Raw genomic sequence first — 19,786 nt, 5'->3', positions numbered from 1 at the left:
TCGAGTATTTTTATCAGTACACTCATACGCATATTGAGTGCATAAATTAAGTAATGCAATGGCAAGGCAACGGAGTATTTGCACAATGGCTTGGTACGCAGTCCAGTACAAGCGATCCGAAGGAGACAGGGCCCTTGCGAATCTGGAGTATCAGGGCGCCGAGTGTTTTTTCCCGAAGATTGCAGTGGAAAAAATCCGCAGAGGTAAGCGGACTTCCATTATGGAGCCCCTGTTCAAGGGTTATCTCTTTGTCAATGTTGATAACGCAGACCCGCTCTGGTCGAAGATTCGTTCAACCCGCGGCGTCAGCCGTCTTGTTGCCTTTGCCGGAAAGCCTGCGTCCATTGATGCCGACATAATTGAGTACATTCGTGCCAGCGTCGACAGGCTCAACGATCAGGGTGGCATCAGCAAGGGCCAACTTCTCAAGCTTCACGATGGCCCCTTCCGGGGGCTTGAAGCTGTGTTCCAGCGCTATGACGGCGATGAGCGGGCAGTTGTACTCATCAGCTTTATGCAGAAACAGCAGCTGATCAAAGTGCCACTGGCATCGGTGGCCAGCCTCTGAACCGGTATTTACCGAAGATCCTGTAATTTTTGAACGACCACTCACAACAATAAGAACGAGTGAAGCGCCCGGTCATTGCGGGTGAAAAAGTGAATGTGTTTTGACCGGGCTCCAACGTACCGTGCGGTAGCGTGCCCAGACAGAAATCCTCTCAAGTGGCCCGGCCTGCCTAACCAATGTCTTTATCGAAATTCCTGCTTATCGCCTTGTTGTTATCAATTTCTGCCGGTTGCACCATGATCCCCGGTAGCCACCTCACGGTGCCAGAACCCCGTTCCGTGCGTCAGCAAAGCGAGGGCGATCTGAGCGCCCGGGTCAACGTTTACCCGATATCTCCCGCGCTTGTCGCCACTATTGCCGCCGAGTCAGTCCGTAAGCCTGTCATCGACACCGGCCTGGAAAACCAGATCGACGATTACGACTACGTCGTGAGCCCCGGCGACACCCTTCGTATCACTATTTGGGACCACCCCGAACTGAGCACTTTGGGCGGGTCTGCCGAAGGCGGCGCCGGCCATCCGGTGCACAACGACGGCACCATCGTGTACCCCTTCGTGGGTGACGTGCAGGTTGCCGGGCTGACCGTGCGGCAGGTTCGGGAAAGGTTGGCACAAGCGCTGTCTGAATACATACAGGCACCGACCATCGACGTTACGGTTTCAGATTTCCGGTCCCGCAGGGTCTACGTGACCGGAGCCGTTGGTTCTCCCGGCAAGCTGTATCTCACCAGCGAGCCCATGACCCTGCTGGAAGCCGTCAGCGCCGCCGGGGGCCTGGAAGACAACGCAGACTGGACCGACGTCACGCTCACCCGCAACGGTAAATCCATTCGTTATTCTCTTCGGGAACTCTACGAGTACGGCAACACCAGCCAGAATGTGTTGCTGCGCAATAACGACATTGTACATGTGGCCCGGGACGACGCCGCCAAAGTCTTTGTGCTGGGCGAAGTAGGCAGCCCGAAAGCCGTCAGCTTCGGCCGCTCGGATCTGACGCTGGCCGATGCACTCACCCAGGCTGGCGGCTTCAGCCAGGCCACAGCGGACGCCAGCGGCATCTTCGTGGTACGCCGGGCCCCTGCTGGCAGTGACAAGATTGCGGATGTATTCCAGCTCAATGCCCGCAATGCCATGGCGCTGGTGCTGGCCGACCAGTTTCCCCTGAAAAAACGCGACATTGTGTATGTTACCGCCGCACCCGTTGCCCGCTGGAACCGGATCATTGCCCAGCTGTTGCCCACCGCCCAGGCGGTCTACTTCCTGAATAAGTTCAACGATCAGGTTATCGAGAACAACTGATGCTGCGTCTGAACCGGGTTCTGTTTGTGTGCCTTGGCAATGTCTGCCGCAGCCCTATGGCCGAATATCTCTTGCGACACAAGCTTGGCCCGGATTCCCCGGTTCAGGTGGAATCCGCGGGCATCAATCCGCCGGCCGGAGCGCCCATACATCGTACTTCTGCGGAACTGTTGCAGGCGCAAGGCATCGATGCGGCCGGGCACAGAGCCAGACAGTTAACCCCGGAGCTGCTCCTGCAGGCGGATCTGATTCTGGTTATGGAAAATGAGCAGATTCGCTACCCGCTGGAGAAGGCGCCTCTGGTCCGGGGCAGGGTGTTTCTGCTGGATAAATTCGGCGAAGGCGAATCCATTCCCGACCCCGTGCGCATGGATCGGCCGGCGTTCGAACATGTGTACACACTGATTGACCAGGCCACGGACCAGTGGCTCAAACACCTGGAACCGTGAACTGAATGACAGAAACAACTCCCTCCCCGCAGGCATCCGAGCCGCAGATTGATCTTCTGGAACTGCTCGGCCTGTTGTGGGATAGCCGCTGGCTGATCGCCCTGGTGGCCGTGATCGGAGCCGGCTTTGGCGTGCTGTACAGCATGAGCCAGACACCCATCTACCGAGCGAATTCGCTGGTTCAGGTGGAGCCGGAGCAATCCGGGCTGCTGGCGGTATCCCAGCTCTCCGGGCTTTCCACAGCGGGTATCGGCGTCGGCGCCGAACTGGAGTTGCTGAAAAGCCGAACCGTTCTCAGTGAAGTCGTGGACGAACTGGGCCTGGATGTCTCGGTGTCGTTCAATTATTACCCTTACATCGGCAAGGCCATGGCCTCCCGCTTTAACGGTGCCACTGGCGAGCTGGCAGAGCCCCTGTTCGGAGGGGGTTATGCCTGGGGCGGTGAAGTACTTGAGATCAGTGCGCTGGATCTACCGGCGGGCTACATTGGCCGCCCTCTGCAACTGATCAGCACACACGCAGGCTGGGAGCTTTGGGCAGGCCAGCCCGGTGAAGGCCAGCCGGTGCTGTCCGGACCTGTCGGGGAGCGGGTCGTAGGCAACGGGTTTGTCCTCCAGGTGGATGAGCTGATCGCTCACCCCGGTACCCGGTTTACAGTCGTCAAGCGGCCTAAACTGGGCGCCATCATGGCGTTACAGGGCGGCTTGCAGATATCGGAGCAGCGGCGCGAGTCCGGGATACTGCGCCTGGAATTTGAACACCCGGACCCCGCCCTGGCCCGGGCCATACTGGACGTAGTGGGTGAAAATTATGTGCGCCAGAACATCCAGCGCAGCAGCGCGGCCGTGGCCCAGTCGCTGGACTTTCTGCAACAGACGCTGCCCCGGGTAAAGCAGGATCTGGAAGCCGCGGAGCGCCGGTTCAACGTTTACAAAGTGAACGCGGGCGTGATCGATATCGGCGCCGAAGCCAGCATATTACTCAGTGAATCTGTCGCCCTTGAGAAACGCCTGGAAGAGCTCAAGCTACAACGCCAGGAGATCCAGCGCCGGTTTCAGCCAGATCATCCCCGTTATCAGGAATGGCTGTTCCAGATCGCCGAACTCGAGACCCGCCTGGGCAATCTCGACGGGAAAATCGCCGTGCTGCCGGAGACCCAGCAGGAACTGATTCGCCTGCGCCGTGATGTAGAAGTGGGCAACGAAATCTACCTGCAGATGCTCTCCAAGATTCAGCAGCTGGACATCGCCAAGGCCGGTGCCATCGGCAATGTGCGCATTGTTGACCGGGCGGTGGCCACAGGCGGGCCGGTCAAACCCCGCAAATCCCTAATGGTGGGCGTGGCCGGTGTGGGCGGGTTTTTCCTCGGGTGTCTGTTGGTGCTTGGCCGGGCGGCATTGCACCGCGGCGTGGAAAACCCGGACGTTATTGAACGTATGGGTTTGCCTGTATACGCCGGCATTCCGTTTTCGAAGGCACAGCTGGCCCTGGAGGCGAAGCAAAGAAAGAAAGGGAAGAGCAAGACCCGCCGGGGTGCCGATACCACACTGCTGGCCATGAAGAACCCGGCAGACCCCGCCATAGAGGCTATCCGTAGCCTGCGCACCAGCCTGCACTTTGGCATGCTGGGGGCGGAAAACAACATTCTGATGATCAGCGGGCCCAGCACCAACGTGGGCAAGACGTTTCTCTCAGCCAACCTGGCTGCAGTTATCGCCCAGGGCGGCCAGAAAGTTCTCCTGATTGATTGCGACCTGCGCCGTGGTACCGCCCACCGCCTGCTCAATACCGGCAACCACAAGGGTCTTTCTTCCATTCTGCTGGGCCAGTCCAGCCTGGCCCAGGCTGCTGTTGACACCGCCGTTACGGGCCTGAGCTTTATCCCCCGGGGCAACGCACCGGTAAGCCCGTCGGAGCTGCTGATGAGTGAGCGCTTTGAAACTTTGCTCAAGGAAGCGGCCGAGCAATACGACCTGGTGATTGTGGACACGCCACCGATTCTGGCGGTCACCGATGCCGCTATCGTAGGCAAACACGCCGGCACCACGATGCTGGTGACCCGCTTCGGAGTGAACCCTGCCAAGGAAATCGAGCTCACCCGGCGCCGGTTCGAGCTCAACGGCATCCAGGTTAAAGGCGTGGTGTTCAACGCCATCGTCAAAAAGGCCTCCGCCTACGGCTACGGCAGCTACCGCTACTACAACTACAGCTACAAATCAGACAACCAATCATGAAACTACTCGTTACTGGCGGTGCCGGCTTCATTGGCTCCGCCGTCATCCGGCATTTGATCCGCCACACCGGGCACGAAGTCGTCAACCTCGACAAACTCACCTACGCAGGTAACCTCGAGAGCCTGGCCGAAACCGTACGCAGCGAACGCTACCGCTTCGAACAGGCAGACATTTGCAACCGTGCCGAAATGGACCGCATCCTGGCTCAACACCAGCCAGACGCCATCATGCACCTGGCCGCCGAAAGCCACGTGGACCGCTCCATCGACGGCCCGGCGGAATTCATCCAGACCAACATCGTCGGCACCTACACCCTGCTGGAAGCCACCCGCCACTACTGGCAGGCATTGGAAGGCGAAAACAAGGCCAACTTCCGTTTCCACCACATCAGCACCGACGAAGTCTACGGCGACCTGGGCGAATTACCCCCTCCCCAAGAGGAACACAACCACCCCGTAGGTCTGATTAGCCCCGTAGGTCGGATTAGCGCCGCAACGCGGCACGTAATCCGACAACCCAACCTACCCCTATTCACCGAAACCTCCCCCTACAACCCAAGCAGCCCATACTCCGCCAGCAAAGCCAGCTCCGACCACCTGGTAAGAGCCTGGATGCGCACCTATGGCCTGCCAACACTGATCACCAATTGCTCCAACAACTACGGCCCCTATCACTTCCCGGAAAAGCTCATCCCCCTGGTGATCCTCAACGCCCTGGATGGTAAACCCCTGCCTATTTATGGCCAGGGTGACCAGATCCGGGATTGGCTCTACGTGGAAGACCACGCCCGGGCCCTGGTGGAAGTGGTCACCCGTGGCCAGCCTGGTGAAACCTACAACATCGGCGGCCACAACGAGAAAACCAACCTCCAGGTGGTGCAGACCCTCTGCGACCTGCTGGCGGAACTGGCCCCGCAACCCGGCAGGGACTATCGCAGTTTGATCACCCATGTCGCCGACCGCCCCGGCCACGACCACCGCTACGCCATCGACGCCGGCAAAATTGAACGGGAACTGGGCTGGACGCCCGCAGAAACCTTCGAAACCGGCCTGCGCAAAACCGTCACCTGGTACCTCAACAACCAGGAATGGTGCAAGCGGGTACAGGATGGCAGCTACCAGCGCCAGAGACTGGGCCTGACCGCATGAAAATTCTGCTGCTGGGCCGGGATGGCCAGGTGGGCTGGGAACTCCAGCGTGCGCTGGCGCCACTGGGTGAAGTGATTGCCCTGGGCCGCTCACGCAACAACGGTTACTGCGGAGATCTTCGAGACCACCGTGCGCTGCAGGAAACCCTCCACCTGCTGCGGCCCACGGTCATCGTAAATGCCGCCGCCTACACCGCGGTGGATAAAGCCGAACAGAACCAGGAACTGGCCCACGTAGTCAACGCCGAAGCCCCCACGGTTCTGGCTGAGACTGCCTATCAGCTAGGCGCGCTAATGGTGCACTACTCAACCGACTATGTGTTCAGCGGCGAAGGCAGTACGCCCTGGCAGGAAACCGACAAGACCGGGCCGGTAAACTTCTACGGCGCCAGCAAACTGGCGGGTGAGCAGGGCATTGCCCAGAGTGGTTGCCATCACATGATATTCCGTACCAGCTGGGTCTACGCATCCCGTGGCAATAACTTTCTGCTGACCATGGCCCGCCTGATGAAAGAGCGGGAACAGCTGAACATCGTGAACGACCAGATCGGTGCGCCTACCTCTGCGGAGCTGATAGCGGATGTAACCGCCCACGCCCTCAGAGCCCGCAGAAGGGGCAGTCGCCATAATGGCACTTACCACCTGACTGCTTCCGGAGAAACCAGCTGGCAGAGCTATGCCCGTTACATCTGCGAAACGTTAGCGGCTCTCGGTGTGGAAGTGAAAGCCACCCCCGAAAACATTGGTGGCATCGCCACCCGAGAATACCCGACCCCGGCTAGTCGCCCTCTCAATTCCCGGCTCAACACCACAAAGCTGCGGGATACGTTCAATCTGGCATTACCCCACTGGAAAACCGGCGTGCGTACGGCCCTTACGGAATACGCAGCCAATCAGGGATTTTTATGAAAGGCATCATCCTCGCCGGTGGCTCCGGCACCCGTCTGTACCCCATCACCCGGGGCATTTCCAAACAGCTGCTCCCGGTGTACGACAAGCCCATGATCTATTACCCGCTTTCAGTGCTTATGCTGGCGGGTATTCAGGACATCCTGATCATCACCACCCCGGAGGATCAGGAAGGCTTCAGGCGATTGCTCGGGGACGGCGAACAGTGGGGTGTAAGGCTGAGGTACGCCGTTCAGCCCAGCCCGGACGGTCTCGCCCAGGCGTTCGTGATTGGCGAAGACTTCATCGGCAACGACAGTGTCTGTCTGGTACTGGGCGATAACATCTACTACGGCGAGGGTTTCAGTAAGCTCTTGCAGAAGGCCGCCCAGAGAACCCAAGGCGCCACTGTGTTCGGCTACCGGGTAACCGATCCGGAACGCTTTGGGGTGGTGGAGTTCGACGAGAACCAGCGAGCCATATCCATCGAAGAAAAGCCGGCGCAACCCAGATCCTACTACGCAGTTACCGGCCTGTATTTCTATGACAACGACGTTGTCGACATCGCGAAAGCCGTACAGCCCTCAGCCCGGGGCGAACTGGAAATCACCAGCGTTAATCAGGCTTACCTGGAGAGGGGAGACCTGAACGTGGAACTGCTGGGCCGCGGTTTTGCGTGGCTGGACACCGGCACCCACGACAGCCTGCATGAGGCATCCAGCTTTATCGAAACCCTGGAAAAACGCCAGGGCCTGAAAGTGGCCTGTGTGGAAGAAGTGGCCTGGCGCATGGGCTTTATCAGCCGTGAGCAGCTACTGAGCCAGGCCGACGAGCTGAAAAAGAACGGCTACGGCGCCTACCTGAAACAACTGGCCGAGAGCGAGGCCTGACGTGAAACTGATTACCACCCGTATTCCCGATGTCAAAATTATCGAACCCAAAGTGTTCGGTGATGAGCGTGGCTTCTTCATGGAAACCTGGAACGCTCAACTGTTCAGTTTCCTGGGCATCAAAACGAATTTCGTGCAGGACAACCACAGCCGCTCGGTGAAAAACACCCTCCGGGGCCTGCACTACCAGATCAAGCAGCCCCAGGGAAAACTGGTGCGGGTAACCCGGGGGGAGGTGTTTGATGTGGCCGTGGACCTGCGCAAAAGATCACCCACCTTTGGCCAATGGGTAGGGAAATATCTCTCCGAAGACAACAAGAGAATGATGTGGGTGCCGCCAGGGTTTGCACATGGCTTTCTGGTAACCAGTGACACGGCGGATTTTCAGTACAAGTGCACGGATTTTTATGCCCCCGAGTATGAGCGAACGGTTCATTGGGCGGACAGCGACCTGGGCATAGATTGGCCGTTGGCAGAGGACACTCAGCCGATCATTTCACAGAAAGACCGGCAGGCGGTTCCGCTTGCCCAGGCAGAGAAATATCAGTAGGTGGGATGAGCGAATGAGTCTGGTTAAGTGGATCGATTTCCAGAGCCTTGGAGATGAGCGGGGCAGTCTGGTAGCCGTCGAAATCGGCATGGACAAGGCCGTACCGTTTGACATCAAACGTGTGTATTACATCTACCACACTGAGCAGGGCGTCAGCCGTGGTTACCACGCGCACAAAAACCTTAAGCAGGTTGCCATCTGTGTAGCCGGCAAATGCCGCATGGTGCTGGATGATGGCACAAACCGGGAAGAAGTCTGGCTGGATTGCGCAACTAGGGGCCTCGTGATTGAGGATCTTGTTTGGCGAGAAATGCACGATTTCAGTGAAGACTGTGTGTTGCTTGTGCTCGCTAGTGAGCACTACGATGAATCAGATTATATTCGCGATTTCAAACAGTTTCTGAAGGTGGCTCGCTCATGAATATTCATCCGACTGCAATTGTTTCAACAAAGGCCAATATTGCTGATGATGTTGTAATAGGTCCGTACTCAATCATTCACGACAACGTAGTCTTGGGTGCCGGGACCGAAATTCAAAGCTACTGCGAGTTGGGCATTAGCAATGGGATGTCTGATGGTGAGCCACTAGAGATAGGGGAAGGCTCTCTTATTAGATCCCACAGTGCTTTCTACGAGGGCTCTGTTTTCGGGGATGGCTTAGTTACTGGCCACAGAGTCACCGTGAGAGAGAAAACCTTGGCGGGGAAGAATCTTCAGATTGGCACGTTGTCAGATATCCAGGGCCATTGTGAAATTGGCGATTATGTTCGGTTCCACAGCAATGTTCATATTGGCCAAAAAAGCAAAATTGGTAACTTTGTTTGGATTTTCCCGTACGTGGTTCTAACGAATGACCCGCATCCACCTAGCGAAACGCTTATAGGTGCCACAATCCGCGACTTTGCAGTGATTGCAACCATGAGTGTTGTTCTACCTGGTGCTGAGATTGGGCAAGGCTGCCTGATTGGAGCACATTCGTCGGTCAAAGGTACGACAGATCCAGACACTGTATACGCTGGCTCTCCGGCAAAAAAGATCTGCCCAACTTCTCGGATAAAACTCACAGATGGAAGCGGGGCAGCTTATCCATGGCAGGAACACTTTAATAGAGGATATCCAGAAGAAGTCATTAAAAAGTGGGGGGGTGAAATATGCAACCTTGGCGAATAGAGGATCTTCGTGAGGGAATGACAGCGAGTTACTCTCAAACAATTACAGATTACGATACTAAAGCTTTTGCAGGGATTTCCGGGGATCATAATCCCATTCATGTTGATGACGAATATGCCTCCGAGTCCCGTTTTAAGCGAAGAATCGCCCATGGGTTCCATTCTGCTAGCTTTTTTTCGGCAATATTTGGAACGCAGCTACCCGGGAAAGGCTGTGTTTACGTATCACAAAGTTTGAACTTCAAACGTCCAGTTTATTTAGGGGATACAGTTACTGCTTCAGTAACTGTTATTGGAATTGATCTGCAGTCGAAGAAGGTAGACTTTGAAACTTTGTGTAAAGTTCGGAACAAGGTTGTTACGTCGGGAACCGCACAAATCTTTCTTCCCGAGGGGTAATCTGTGATCCCTTTCCTAGACCTTAAAGCCCTCAACGCTCAGTACCGAGACGAACTCATAGCCGCCACCACCCGTGTAATCGACTCCGGCTGGTACATCCAGGGAACCGAAGTCAAAGCTTTTGAAGAAGAGTTCGCCGACTACTGCGGCAGCAAATATTGCATAGGCGTAGCCAACGGCCTGGATGCGCTCACCCTCACCCTCAGAGCCTGGAAAGAGATGGGCAAACTGAAAGAGGGCGACGAAGTTATCGTGCCAGCCAATACCTACATCGCGAGCATACTGGCCATAACCGAAAACCGGTTAAAGCCCGTACTGGTCGAGCCGGACGAGGCCACCTTTAACCTGTGCCCTGAAAAAACCGCTGCGGCCATCACCCCCAATACCAAAGCCATCGTTGCCGTTCACCTCTATGGCCAGATATCCCCAATGCCAGAGTTGATGCAACTGGCGTATAAACACGACCTGCTGGTACTGGAAGACGCCGCCCAGGCACACGGAGCCAGCATAGGTGGCCGAAAAGCCGGCAGCTGGGGCCACGCGGCCGGATTTAGCTTCTACCCAGGGAAAAACCTTGGAGCACTGGGGGATGCGGGTGCCGTAACCACCGATGACGAAGAACTGGCCAGAACTATCCGAGCGCTGGGGAATTACGGCAGCCACAAGAAGTACGAAAATCTCTATCAGGGCGTAAACAGCCGGCTGGATGAGATCCAGGCAGCCATGCTGAGGGTAAAACTGCGCAATCTGGATGACGAAATCGAAAGCCGGCGAAATGTGGCGGAGTATTACCTCGCGCACATTGATAGTCCGCGTATTCAGTTGCCTGCAGTAGGCAATCGCAAAAGCCATGTTTGGCACTTGTTTGTTGTGCGTTCGGTCCATCGAGATGAACTGCAGAAGTATTTGGCTGAGCAGGGCGTGCAGACGTTGATTCACTACCCGGTGCCGCCGCATCATCAACAAGCATACAAGGCGTTCTCTGAAATGGCGTTACCGCTGACGGAAGAAATGCACCGCTCGGTCTTTAGCCTTCCTATGGGGCCACACCTGACACCTGAGCAGGTGAGTCAAGTGGTAGAGGCGACTAATCTCCTCTAATGAGCACTTCCAACGCCTCTAACTCGCGCGGCCTGATCCGATCCATGCTGGTGATCGGCTCCGCCCAAGTGGTCAATATCTTCCTTTCCATCATCCGCATGAAAGTTTTAGCAGTGCTTTTGGGGCCGGCTGGTATCGGGTTGTTCGGAATCTACAACAACCTCCAGCAGATGGTCGGCAATGCCGCCGGTCTAGGGATGGGCTCCAGTGGAGTTAGGCAAATCGCCGGTGCGAAGGGTGACGCGGAGACGTTGAACCGGGTTAGCCGCGTCCTTCTGGCGGCTCACCTGGTGCAAGGTACGCTGGCCATGGTCGCAGTATGGGTGTTTCGTAAGCCCTTGGCGGTTTGGTTGACAGGCGATGCCTCTCTCTCCACTGAGATTGGATTGGTAGGCATCGCCATCCTGTTAATGCTGTTGGCGACGGCACACACCACACTGCTTCAGGGCCTGCGAAGAATCGGTGATCTGGGCCGGGTAACCGTCATGGGTGCCATAGCGGCTACACTGATTGGTTTGTTGGCGGTTTGGTGGCTCGGACGGGCCGGCCTGATCTGGTTTTTAATTGTGCAACCGCTAGCGAACCTCTTGGCAGCTTTGTTTTTTATTCGCAAGCTTCCACGGGAAGCTGACCGTCCGTCTATCGGCTTCAAAGAGATATGGGCAACCTGGAAGCCGATGGCGCGCCTTGGTGCGGCATTCATGGCGGGAGGGCTTGCAACAACGGGGACGCTGTTACTGGTGCGAGCAATAGTAACCCGGGAGCTAGGATTAGACGCTGCCGGCTATTTTGCCGCTGCATGGGGCATTACCATGACCTACGTCGGTTTCCTGCTCGGCGCCATGGGTGCCGATTATTACCCGCGACTGACTGAAGTGATTCACGACCGAGACGCGGCCAACCGGTTGATGAACGATCAGGCGCAACTGGGTCTCGCCATTGGTGGACCCGTGTTATTGCTGCTGATTGGTTGGGCTCCTTGGCTCATTACTCTTCTGTATGCCAGTGACTTTGGGCCAGCCGCGACGCTCCTGCAGTGGCAGACGGTTGGAAATGTGTTCAAGCTGGCCAGTTGGGCGATGAGTTTTGCGATTGTTGCGGGTGCTCATGCCCGAATATATTTCTTCATGGAACTTAGCTTTAATCTGGTGTTCTTGGCGTTGATCTGGTTGCTGCTGCCAATAGTTGGTCTTGATATGACCGGTGTAGCATTTTTGCTGGGGTACATCGTTTATTTCGTCACGGTTTACCTTCTAGTTAGGCATTTGCGAAGCTTTCGTTGGCAGTCGCTCTCCCTACAATTATTCGGATTGCAGGTGTTATTAGCGATCGGACTACTGGCTGTATCGCTGATAGTCCCGACCGTCGGCTTTATTTTCTCACCATTAGTTGCAGTTGCAACTGGTATTCTGGGGTTGCGAATTGTATTGGAGAAAACAGGACCGGAAGGCCGGTTGGCGGGTAAAGGTTATAAACTATATGCCAGACTAGGCTGGCCGATCAGGATTGTAAAATGATACAAGATACAGATTGCAAACACCCGGTAGTGACGTTCGCCCTATTTGCGTTTAATCAAGAGAAATATATTCGTGATGCCGTTCTCGGGGCGCTTTCTCAGACCTATGAACCTTTAGAAATTATTTTGTCCGATGACTGTTCAACGGACCGGTCGTTCGAAATTATGCAGGATGTGGTTTCAAGTTATGAGGGCAACCATAGAGTCTCGGTGCGACGGAATCGACAAAATTTGGGACTAGCCGCTCATATTAACTCAGTGTTGATGGATTCCAATGGCCAAATCGTTGTTCTGGCTGCGGGTGATGATGTCTCACTTCCGGAGAGAACGGCCGAGTCGGTTGAATTGCTTTGTAAAAATCCAACGGCGACATCAGTGCTTATGTCTGGCGACGTTATTAATGAAGACGGAAGAGTGGTTTCAGAGAAAATTATTTCGAAAAATAAGAATGCCGAAAGCGTTCAATGTCTTAATGATTTGTTATCGTGGACTCATGTAACATTTGGAGCATGTCGGGCATTTAGAAAAGAACTATTTAAAGTTTTTGGTCCCTTGAGAGAGGATTGTCCGACAGAAGATACTCCACTGCTGTTAAGGTCTTTGATCATGGGGGATAATATATTGTCACCAAAGAAAGGTGTTTTATACAGACGGCATGATAACAACTTAAGTGGCGTTGAGTCTCTGATCTCGATGAAAATAGAGAAAATTTATGATCAATATGAAAGCGATCTTTCCAAGGCAGCAGAGCTTGGGCTCCTAAATTTCAGTGAAGTGAAAAGTATACGCAGTTGGATGAAGTCTGATTTAAGGGCTCGAATTGTTAGCTTAAGAAGTTTAAGTGGGAGTAGGTTGAGCTTAAGTGACTGTTTTTTCATTTTCAGGCATCCTAAATTCGATATTAAACAAACATTACTTTTGTTTTTTAAGAATATGAAGTTAGTGAAGTAAAATGAATAAAAAACCTGTTGCTGTGATCGTGTCGGAAAGTGCCTCTAAGAATCTTGGTGATCGAGCAATTGCCGACGCCTTAAATGATATTCTCTCGCCATTTTACTCCGTTAAATTTTTACCATTCAGTACAGTGCCGTCACATAGAAAAGATGTCCGTCAATTCAATTCGTCCAACCTTCATTTCTTATCTCGAAAGTTTTCTAAATTTATACCTCCAATTATTAAAGCTAGGATCCGGTGGTACCTTTTAGGAGAGCGAGTTCGGTATAGAGAGAAGTGTTTGGAAGAAATTCGGGGTGCGGACTTAGTAGTTGTAGGGGGCGGTCAGCTTATAAAAAATAACTCATCACTTTTCTGTGATCGATTACTTGTACTTGATCAAATATTGAAAAAATTAGATGTTCCATACGTGTTTTTGGGCATTGGTGTTGATAGTAGGATGAATGGTCTAACTTGGTGGCTTGTAGATGGTATTTTAAAAAGAAGCAAATTCCTATTTTTTCGAGATTCTGAATCTTTAAAACGGACATTGAATAGAGTTCCAGTGAATGGGAAGTGTTTTGTTACTCCCGACTTAGCATTTTCACTGAAAAATAGTTATCTGCCTGTTGAAGGTGTTCGAAGATCGGGTTCTTTTGCTATCAATGTGATGAGCATTAACTCGATGATTGCAGGTAAGTTAGATAGTGCTTCAATAGAAAGGGATGAAGTTCTTGAAGGTTATTTCAGAATTTATGACTTTTTGAGCAAGGATAGTGTTGATTTTTGTCTATTTACTTCTGGTTCAGATGAAGATTATCAGGAATGCATAAGTATACAATCTTTTATCTACTTAAAGACCGGAGTTAAAGTGGCTATTTTTCATCCACAATCTTTGGATGGACTGCTAAGATTTTTGGTAAGTATCGAACGAGTTGTTGCAACTAGGATGCATGTGGGTATCTTGTCCTATATTTCTAAAAGTAATCCGGTTTGTATAAACTGGGACCAGAAAGTTGAAGGTGTTTGGTCAGTGGTTGCGCAGGAAGATCGGATTATAGATTTGCGTGATTTTGTAGATGATGAAGTCGGTCGGATTGTGAAAGAAAAAATTCGGAGGGTTTCTCCCCCTTCAACTGCTTTAGTGGTTGAGAGCTCAAAAATGGTTCGTGACAAAGTGTTAAATCAAATAGGAACCATGTCTTTGTAATTTGCATCCATGAAAAGAGCAAGGGGATTGGCTTTTGATCTCTATTATTCTTCCAGACCTCCGCCCTGGTGGCGCCGAGCGGCTCCACGTAAACTTAGCTGATGAGTGGGCGCACGCAGGTGTTTCAACAGAGTTCGTTCTGCAGAATGCCACTGGAGAGTTGCTGGGCCATCTACCGGCATCGGCAAAAGTAGTAGATTTGAAATCCGCCAGAATTCGAAGCGTTCTCTGGCGGTTGGTGGAGTATTTAAAAGAGAGCAAGCCAAACGCGATTATCGTCGCCATGTGGCCTCTTACGATACTTGCTCCTTTTGCTGCTAGACTGGCTGGGTATAAGGGACGCGTTCTTATCAGCGAACACTCGCCTTTGTCCATTGCCTATGGTCGCTATGGGCGATTGCACCGGCTTATGATGCGGGCCTCCCAGCGTATGTGCTACCCATTGGCAGATGTGAGAGTCGCTGTTTCCTGCGGTATTGCTGACGATCTGGCAACATTGTCCGGCCTCCCCCGCGAACAGTTCACGGTAATCCATAACCCGGCCGCATTAGGGAAAGTCAACGTTAATGCCGCGTGCCCCGAACAACTCAGCGGGTGCCCAGGGCCGATCATTCTCACAGTTGGTACTCTGAAGCCGGTTAAGCGGCATGATCTCCTGATTGAAGCGTTTTCTCGTCTGCCAGCTTCCCTTTCGGCAACCCTCTGTATTCTTGGGGAGGGGCAAATGCGTGAGCAGTTAGAGCGGCAGATTGATGGCCTTGGCCTTCACGGCAGGGTTCTACTCCCGGGATTTTCATTAGACCCAGGGCCTTGGTACGCCCACTCTGATTTGTTTGTATTGTCCTCGGATTATGAGGGCTTTGGGAATGTGATTGTTGAGGCCATGGAGTATGGGTTGCCGGTTGTGAGTACGGATTGTCCCGTTGGGCCGACGGAGATTTTAGAGCAGGGGCGATATGGAAGATTGGTATCTCCGGCAAATGTCGAAGCCCTTGCGTCCGGAATGCTAGCCTCCCTTCGTGAAGAGCCTGATAGGGATGCTCTCAAAAGGAGAGCTAGAGATTTCTCGCTTGATGTTATCGCCCAACAGTATCTCGATGTGATGTTTCGCTGATTCTTGATCAGAAAAAATTGCCAGTTGAATTTGGGGCTTTTCTTTGAAGAAAAAAACGGTCTTGTATATCACCCGCAATGGAATGCTGGAGCCTCTTGGCCAAAGCCAGGTTCTTTCCTATCTGAAAGGGTTATCAAAAAATCACCAAGTCTCTCTGATTAGTTTCGAAAAGCCAGAGGATCGAACAAACCAGCAAGCACTCGAGAGTGTACAGAATGAATGCGTCAGGCATGGAATCCGTTGGCTGCCACAGCGGTTTCACCATCGCCCAAAAGTGATTGCTCCAGCCTGGAGCATGATTGTTTTTCTGTTCCTGTGCCTTCGGGAAGTCCGCAGGGGTAACGCAGAACTGATTCACGCGCGCTCCTATATTCCTGCTTCCGTTGCCTTGCTAGTTCATAAGCTGACCGGTACGCCCTTTATCTTTGATATGAGGGCGCTGTGGCCGGAGGAGCTGATCACTGCAAGTCGCTTGAAACGCGGTTCGATCATGCACAAGGCGATTACTTGGGTTGAGCGGTCATGTTTGAAAAACGCCGCGGTGGTGGTTTCGCTTACCAATTCGGCGGCATCTTATCTTCGTAAAATTTACCCGGATGAACTTCAAGACCAGAAGTTAGTTGTCATTCCAACCTGTGCTGACCTCAACCGATTTGTGCCACTAGATGCGGAAGATAGAAATTCTGCTGAAGAAAACGGGGCTGTCTTCAGTTGTTTGGGCACAGTGCTAAGCGGTTGGTTTCGCCTGGATTGGCTCCGGCTTTTCTTTCAAGAGATTGGATCGCATGAACCGACTGCAAGTTTTGAAATTGTTACTCGGGATGATCCCGGTGAGGTAAGAAAGCACCTGAGTCTGGCTGACGATCTCAATGAAAGGTTAAAAATTTACTCGATGCCTTCTCACGATGTGCATGAAGCTGTTCAACGGCATGCTGCGTCGGTCATGTTTTATGCCGGCGGCGAGGTCTCTGAGTTAGGTCGATCTCCAACCCGCATGGCGGAAATTCTAGGTTGTGGCTTGCCCGTTGTCGCTAACCCGGGTGTTGGGGATGTAGCCGAAATCATCCAGAAATATCGTGTGGGTGTTTTGGTGACTGAGGGCACTTCGGAAGCGATGAAGTCGGCGTCTAGAGAGCTAGAGGAGCTGATGAAGGATCCCGAGTTGCCTGGGCGTTGCAGGTGTGCGGCGGAGGAAGTTTTTTCTCTTCAGGCGGGTACCCAAGCCTATCGGGAGCTTTACCGGGACATTCTCAAATGAAGGTACTGCTGTTATCGAAGTACCCTCGCATGGGAGCCAGTTCCCGGTTGCGCTCCTTGCAATACCTTCCTGCTTTGGCCGACGAAGGTATCGAGGTTACGGTAAGTAGTTTGTTTGATGACGAATACCTCACAGAACTCTACGCGGAAGGGCGACGTTCGAAGATGCGCTCGCTTGTGTTGTATTTGAAGCGGCTTTTCGTTTTGCTGACAGTCTTTCGGTATGACGTGTTGTGGATTGAGTACGAAGTATTTCCCTATTTTCCAGCCTTTGCAGAGCGATTGCTGAGATTGTTCGGTAAGCCCTACGTTGTTGATTACGATGATGCGGTTTTCCATAACTATGATCTCTCTGGAAGCCGGTTTATCAGAGGGTTATTGGGAAAGAAAATTGATGGGGTGATGCGCAATGCTGCCTGTGTCGTTGCCGGTAACGAGTACCTGGGTTCGCGAGCACGAAAGGCCGGTGCGCGTCGTATTGAACGAATTCCTACCGTGGTGGATAGCGAACGATATCAATATGGAAAACGTGATCAACCCAAGAAGCCGATAATTGGCTGGATTGGTTCGCCCTCCACGCAGCGTTATGTCGTCGATATTCGGGATGCTCTGAAAAAAGTCTGTGACGAAACGGGAGCTCATTTGCTGCTGGTTGGAGCTACAGAGAGTGTGCGGGAGCAATTACCAGGGATTCCGGTGGATGTTGTGCGGTGGACTGAAGAATCCGAAGCAGCCCTCGTTGCCCAAATGGATGTGGGCATCATGCCACTTGAAGATGGTCCGTGGGAAAAGGGCAAATGTGGTTACAAGCTGATTCAGTATATGGCCTGTGGTGTTCCAGTGGTGGCTTCGCCGGTTGGGGTTAATTTCGAGATCGTGAATGAGAACTGCTGTGGGCAACTGGCTGAATCGGTTAGCGAGTGGGCGCAGGCTTTGACAGGAATTCTCAGTTCCAGGCCCCTGCAATCCGAGCTTGGAATGGCCGGTCGGAAAGCAGTGGAGCGGAAGTATTCTCTGCAGGTACAGGCCCCGGTTTTGGCCGGTATTCTCCGGAGCGTCGTGCAGCAGCGGGGTAACGCCTGAATCATGTGCGGCATTACGGGTATTTTTACGGGCGCTCCTTCCGGCACTGCTCTCAAGCCTGCTCTGGAACATATGGCCGAAGCTATTACTCGCCGCGGCCCAGATGATTCGGGAGTTTGGGAAGATCTGCCGGTAGGTCTGGGGTTGGGGCATAGGCGCCTTTCGATTGTGGATTTGTCGCCTGCAGGCCATCAGCCCATGCATTCGGATTGTGGACGCTTTGTGGTGGCGTTTAACGGCGAAATCTACAATCACAGCGCACTTCGCAGAGAGCTGGAGTCTTCCGGGAGGGCACCTACAGGCTGGAAGGGACACTCCGACACTGAAACCTTGCTCTGTGCGTTCACCGTATGGGGCGTCGAAAAAACCCTCGAAATGGCAACCGGTATGTTTGCCATTGCCCTGTGGGATCGCGAAGAGCAAATGCTTACCCTGGCTCGGGATCGATTCGGGGAAAAGCCTCTCTATTATGGTTTGGTGGCGGGTGCACTGGTGTTTGGTTCTGAGCTAAAAGCGCTTCAGCGGGCCCCGGGATGGAGGGGAGAGCTCGAGCCCAATGTGGTAGAGAACTACCTCCGCTTTGGTTGCGTGGGCGGGCAACAGAGTGTCTTTAAGGGTGTGTTCAAGCTACCGCCGGGCTGCTTACTGAAAATATCGCTTTCGGATGCCCGTAACGGGGTGCTGCCTTCGGTGCTGCAGTGGTGGTCTCCCGTTGGGGCGGCGCGCATTGCACTGGAGGGCCGGAACAATAACCCTGCCATGGCCCTGGACAATGCAGAGCAGGCGTTGGCTGCTTCGGTTAGCCAGCAGATGGCGGCAGATGTACCCCTTGGGGCCTTTCTTTCCGGTGGTGTAGACAGTTCGCTCATTGTGGCGCTGATGCAGAGCCAGAGCAGCCAGAAGATTCGAACCTTTTCGGTGGGTTTTGACGACCCTCGTTATGACGAGTCAGAACATGCCGCAGCGGTTGCGGCCCACCTTGGTACAGAGCACACAACACTCAGGGCAACGTCGCAGATGGCTTTGGACCTCGTGCCGAAGTTGCCTGAGCTGTACGATGAGCCGTTTGCTGATTCATCTCAATTACCTACCTGTCTAATATCAGCCCTTACCCGTCAGCATGTAACGGTTGCCTTGAGTGGTGATGCGGGTGATGAGCTGTTTGGTGGCTATAACCGATATGTCTGGGTGCCGAGAGTGTGGCACAAGTTGAGCCGAATGCCTTTGCCGATGCGGCAAACCCTGGGGCGCATGCTGAAACTGGTTCCTTCGTCTGGATACGATCGGATGATGGCCCTGGGCAGCAAGGTTCTGCCTTCCAGGTACCGGATTCGTACCTTTGGCGAGAAGTTGTACAAGCTGGCCGATGTGCTTGCCTGTGGCTCAGACCGGGCGCTTTACGGTGGCCTGGCCTCTATGAATCGCCACCCTGAACAGTTGTTAAGGCCTGACTGCCGATCTGGCAATGGCGTCGAGGATCTGTATCCCGCCTTGGCAGGCTTTGATCAGGTGGAATGGATGATGTTGATGGATACCCTCAACTTCATGGTGGATGACGTGCTGGTGAAAGTGGACCGTGCCAGCATGGCCAGCAGCCTTGAGGTGAGGGCACCCTTCCTTGATCCAGACGTATTTAAAGCTGCCTGGCAGTTGCCATTGAATATGCGGGTGCGAAATGGTGAGGGCAAGTGGGCCTTGCGCCAGATACTTTATCGCCATGTTCCGAGGGAACTGATTGAGCGGCCCAAGATGGGGTTTGCGATTCCGCTAGATGACTGGTTGCATGGGCCGTTGAGAGAATGGGCAGAAGATCTGCTTTCTGCTCTCAGTTTATCGTCTCTTCCAATGCTTGATACTGCGGCCATTCGGAAACTCTGGCATTTGCATTTGAAAGGCCATGGCCACTATGCCCAGCAGCTTTGGGCGGTGCTGCAACTCCTGGCCTGGCAACGGCATTGGCAACCGTCTGTTCGTTGATGT

The 19,786-nt window shown here is 53.6% G+C and carries 19 protein-coding genes; all 19 read left to right on the top strand.

What is annotated here, in order from left to right:
* The first annotated feature begins 85 nt into the window (after positions 1–85).
* The 19 genes from rfaH (at position 86) to asnB (ending at position 19,783) form a co-directional block, all read left to right on the top strand.
* Entirely contained in the window at positions 86–568 is a 483-nt protein-coding gene (gene rfaH, locus BM035_RS01870) for a transcription/translation regulatory transformer protein RfaH (protein WP_092030037.1), read from the top strand.
* A gap of 176 nt (positions 569–744) precedes the next feature.
* Complete coding sequence (locus tag BM035_RS01865; protein ID WP_092030035.1) at positions 745–1,866, top strand: polysaccharide export protein; 1,122 nt, start codon at positions 745–747, stop codon at positions 1,864–1,866.
* Positions 1,866–2,315, top strand: coding sequence for a low molecular weight protein-tyrosine-phosphatase (locus tag BM035_RS01860; protein ID WP_092030034.1), 450 nt, complete (start codon positions 1,866–1,868; stop codon positions 2,313–2,315). The genes BM035_RS01865 and BM035_RS01860 overlap by 1 nt, the downstream gene beginning before the upstream one ends.
* 5 nt (positions 2,316–2,320) lie before the next feature.
* A complete protein-coding gene (locus BM035_RS01855; protein WP_092030032.1) occupies positions 2,321–4,549 on the top strand; it encodes a polysaccharide biosynthesis tyrosine autokinase in 2,229 nt (742 codons plus the stop codon).
* Positions 4,546–5,697, top strand: coding sequence for a dTDP-glucose 4,6-dehydratase (locus tag BM035_RS01850; RefSeq protein WP_092030030.1), 1,152 nt, complete (start codon positions 4,546–4,548; stop codon positions 5,695–5,697). Before BM035_RS01855 ends, BM035_RS01850 begins: the two co-directional genes overlap by 4 nt.
* Positions 5,694–6,605 carry a dTDP-4-dehydrorhamnose reductase gene (gene rfbD / locus BM035_RS01845; RefSeq protein WP_092030029.1) on the top strand — a complete coding sequence of 304 codons (912 nt, stop codon included), beginning with the start codon at positions 5,694–5,696 and terminating at the stop codon, positions 6,603–6,605. Before BM035_RS01850 ends, rfbD begins: the two co-directional genes overlap by 4 nt.
* Positions 6,602–7,474, top strand: coding sequence for a glucose-1-phosphate thymidylyltransferase RfbA (gene rfbA / locus BM035_RS01840; protein WP_092030027.1), 873 nt, complete (start codon positions 6,602–6,604; stop codon positions 7,472–7,474). Before rfbD ends, rfbA begins: the two co-directional genes overlap by 4 nt.
* 1 nt (position 7,475) lies before the next feature.
* The gene (gene rfbC / locus BM035_RS01835) at positions 7,476–8,024 is read left to right on the top strand and encodes a dTDP-4-dehydrorhamnose 3,5-epimerase (RefSeq protein WP_092030025.1); all 549 of its coding nucleotides are present in this window, start codon (positions 7,476–7,478) and stop codon (positions 8,022–8,024) included.
* Positions 8,025–8,037: 13 nt separating this feature from the next.
* Positions 8,038–8,445, top strand: a complete 408-nt coding sequence (locus BM035_RS01830; protein ID WP_092030023.1) for a sugar 3,4-ketoisomerase — start codon at positions 8,038–8,040, stop codon at positions 8,443–8,445.
* The gene (locus tag BM035_RS01825; RefSeq protein WP_092030022.1) at positions 8,442–9,194 is read left to right on the top strand and encodes an N-acetyltransferase; all 753 of its coding nucleotides are present in this window, start codon (positions 8,442–8,444) and stop codon (positions 9,192–9,194) included. The genes BM035_RS01830 and BM035_RS01825 overlap by 4 nt, the downstream gene beginning before the upstream one ends.
* 17 nt (positions 9,195–9,211) lie before the next feature.
* A complete protein-coding gene (locus tag BM035_RS01820; RefSeq protein ID WP_254775343.1) occupies positions 9,212–9,592 on the top strand; it encodes a MaoC family dehydratase in 381 nt (126 codons plus the stop codon).
* Positions 9,593–9,595: 3 nt separating this feature from the next.
* Complete coding sequence (locus BM035_RS01815; RefSeq protein WP_092030019.1) at positions 9,596–10,693, top strand: DegT/DnrJ/EryC1/StrS family aminotransferase; 1,098 nt, start codon at positions 9,596–9,598, stop codon at positions 10,691–10,693.
* The gene (locus tag BM035_RS01810) at positions 10,693–12,210 is read left to right on the top strand and encodes an O-antigen translocase (RefSeq protein ID WP_092030017.1); all 1,518 of its coding nucleotides are present in this window, start codon (positions 10,693–10,695) and stop codon (positions 12,208–12,210) included. Before BM035_RS01815 ends, BM035_RS01810 begins: the two co-directional genes overlap by 1 nt.
* Positions 12,207–13,160 (top strand): glycosyltransferase, encoded by a 954-nt coding sequence (locus BM035_RS01805; protein ID WP_092030015.1) that lies wholly within the window; start codon positions 12,207–12,209, stop codon positions 13,158–13,160. Before BM035_RS01810 ends, BM035_RS01805 begins: the two co-directional genes overlap by 4 nt.
* A 1-nt stretch (position 13,161) precedes the next feature.
* The gene (locus BM035_RS01800) at positions 13,162–14,352 is read left to right on the top strand and encodes a polysaccharide pyruvyl transferase family protein (protein ID WP_092030014.1); all 1,191 of its coding nucleotides are present in this window, start codon (positions 13,162–13,164) and stop codon (positions 14,350–14,352) included.
* Positions 14,353–14,386: 34 nt separating this feature from the next.
* Positions 14,387–15,466 (top strand): glycosyltransferase, encoded by a 1,080-nt coding sequence (locus BM035_RS01795; RefSeq protein ID WP_092030012.1) that lies wholly within the window; start codon positions 14,387–14,389, stop codon positions 15,464–15,466.
* A gap of 43 nt (positions 15,467–15,509) precedes the next feature.
* Positions 15,510–16,724, top strand: coding sequence for a glycosyltransferase family 4 protein (locus BM035_RS01790; RefSeq protein ID WP_217646296.1), 1,215 nt, complete (start codon positions 15,510–15,512; stop codon positions 16,722–16,724).
* Positions 16,721–17,806, top strand: a complete 1,086-nt coding sequence (locus BM035_RS01785; protein ID WP_092030008.1) for a glycosyltransferase family 4 protein — start codon at positions 16,721–16,723, stop codon at positions 17,804–17,806. The genes BM035_RS01790 and BM035_RS01785 overlap by 4 nt, the downstream gene beginning before the upstream one ends.
* Before the next feature lie 3 nt (positions 17,807–17,809).
* The gene (gene asnB / locus BM035_RS01780) at positions 17,810–19,783 is read left to right on the top strand and encodes an asparagine synthase (glutamine-hydrolyzing) (protein WP_092030007.1); all 1,974 of its coding nucleotides are present in this window, start codon (positions 17,810–17,812) and stop codon (positions 19,781–19,783) included.
* The last annotated feature ends 3 nt before the right edge of the window (positions 19,784–19,786 follow it).

Source organism: Marinobacter sp. DSM 26671, from assembly GCF_900112835.1.
In the GTDB taxonomy this organism is placed as follows: domain Bacteria; phylum Pseudomonadota; class Gammaproteobacteria; order Pseudomonadales; family Oleiphilaceae; genus Marinobacter; species Marinobacter flavimaris.
The sequence above is the reverse complement of the archived record's forward strand: the minus strand, read 5'-3'. Positions and strand labels throughout refer to the sequence as shown.

What these genes read in the sequence shown, in the direction of transcription:
- rfaH (WP_092030037.1), top strand. Translation starts at nt 86, where the DNA reads ATGGCTTGGTACGCAGTCCAGTACAAGCGATCCGAAGGAGACAGGGCC.
- BM035_RS01865 (WP_092030035.1), top strand. Translation starts at nt 745, where the DNA reads ATGTCTTTATCGAAATTCCTGCTTATCGCCTTGTTGTTATCAATTTCT.
- BM035_RS01860 (WP_092030034.1), top strand. Translation starts at nt 1,866, where the DNA reads ATGCTGCGTCTGAACCGGGTTCTGTTTGTGTGCCTTGGCAATGTCTGC.
- BM035_RS01855 (WP_092030032.1), top strand. Translation starts at nt 2,321, where the DNA reads ATGACAGAAACAACTCCCTCCCCGCAGGCATCCGAGCCGCAGATTGAT.
- BM035_RS01850 (WP_092030030.1), top strand. Translation starts at nt 4,546, where the DNA reads ATGAAACTACTCGTTACTGGCGGTGCCGGCTTCATTGGCTCCGCCGTC.
- rfbD (WP_092030029.1), top strand. Translation starts at nt 5,694, where the DNA reads ATGAAAATTCTGCTGCTGGGCCGGGATGGCCAGGTGGGCTGGGAACTC.
- rfbA (WP_092030027.1), top strand. Translation starts at nt 6,602, where the DNA reads ATGAAAGGCATCATCCTCGCCGGTGGCTCCGGCACCCGTCTGTACCCC.
- BM035_RS01830 (WP_092030023.1), top strand. Translation starts at nt 8,038, where the DNA reads ATGAGTCTGGTTAAGTGGATCGATTTCCAGAGCCTTGGAGATGAGCGG.
- BM035_RS01825 (WP_092030022.1), top strand. Translation starts at nt 8,442, where the DNA reads ATGAATATTCATCCGACTGCAATTGTTTCAACAAAGGCCAATATTGCT.
- BM035_RS01820 (WP_254775343.1), top strand. Translation starts at nt 9,212, where the DNA reads ATGACAGCGAGTTACTCTCAAACAATTACAGATTACGATACTAAAGCT.
- BM035_RS01810 (WP_092030017.1), top strand. Translation starts at nt 10,693, where the DNA reads ATGAGCACTTCCAACGCCTCTAACTCGCGCGGCCTGATCCGATCCATG.
- BM035_RS01805 (WP_092030015.1), top strand. Translation starts at nt 12,207, where the DNA reads ATGATACAAGATACAGATTGCAAACACCCGGTAGTGACGTTCGCCCTA.
- BM035_RS01800 (WP_092030014.1), top strand. Translation starts at nt 13,162, where the DNA reads ATGAATAAAAAACCTGTTGCTGTGATCGTGTCGGAAAGTGCCTCTAAG.
- BM035_RS01785 (WP_092030008.1), top strand. Translation starts at nt 16,721, where the DNA reads ATGAAGGTACTGCTGTTATCGAAGTACCCTCGCATGGGAGCCAGTTCC.
- asnB (WP_092030007.1), top strand. Translation starts at nt 17,810, where the DNA reads ATGTGCGGCATTACGGGTATTTTTACGGGCGCTCCTTCCGGCACTGCT.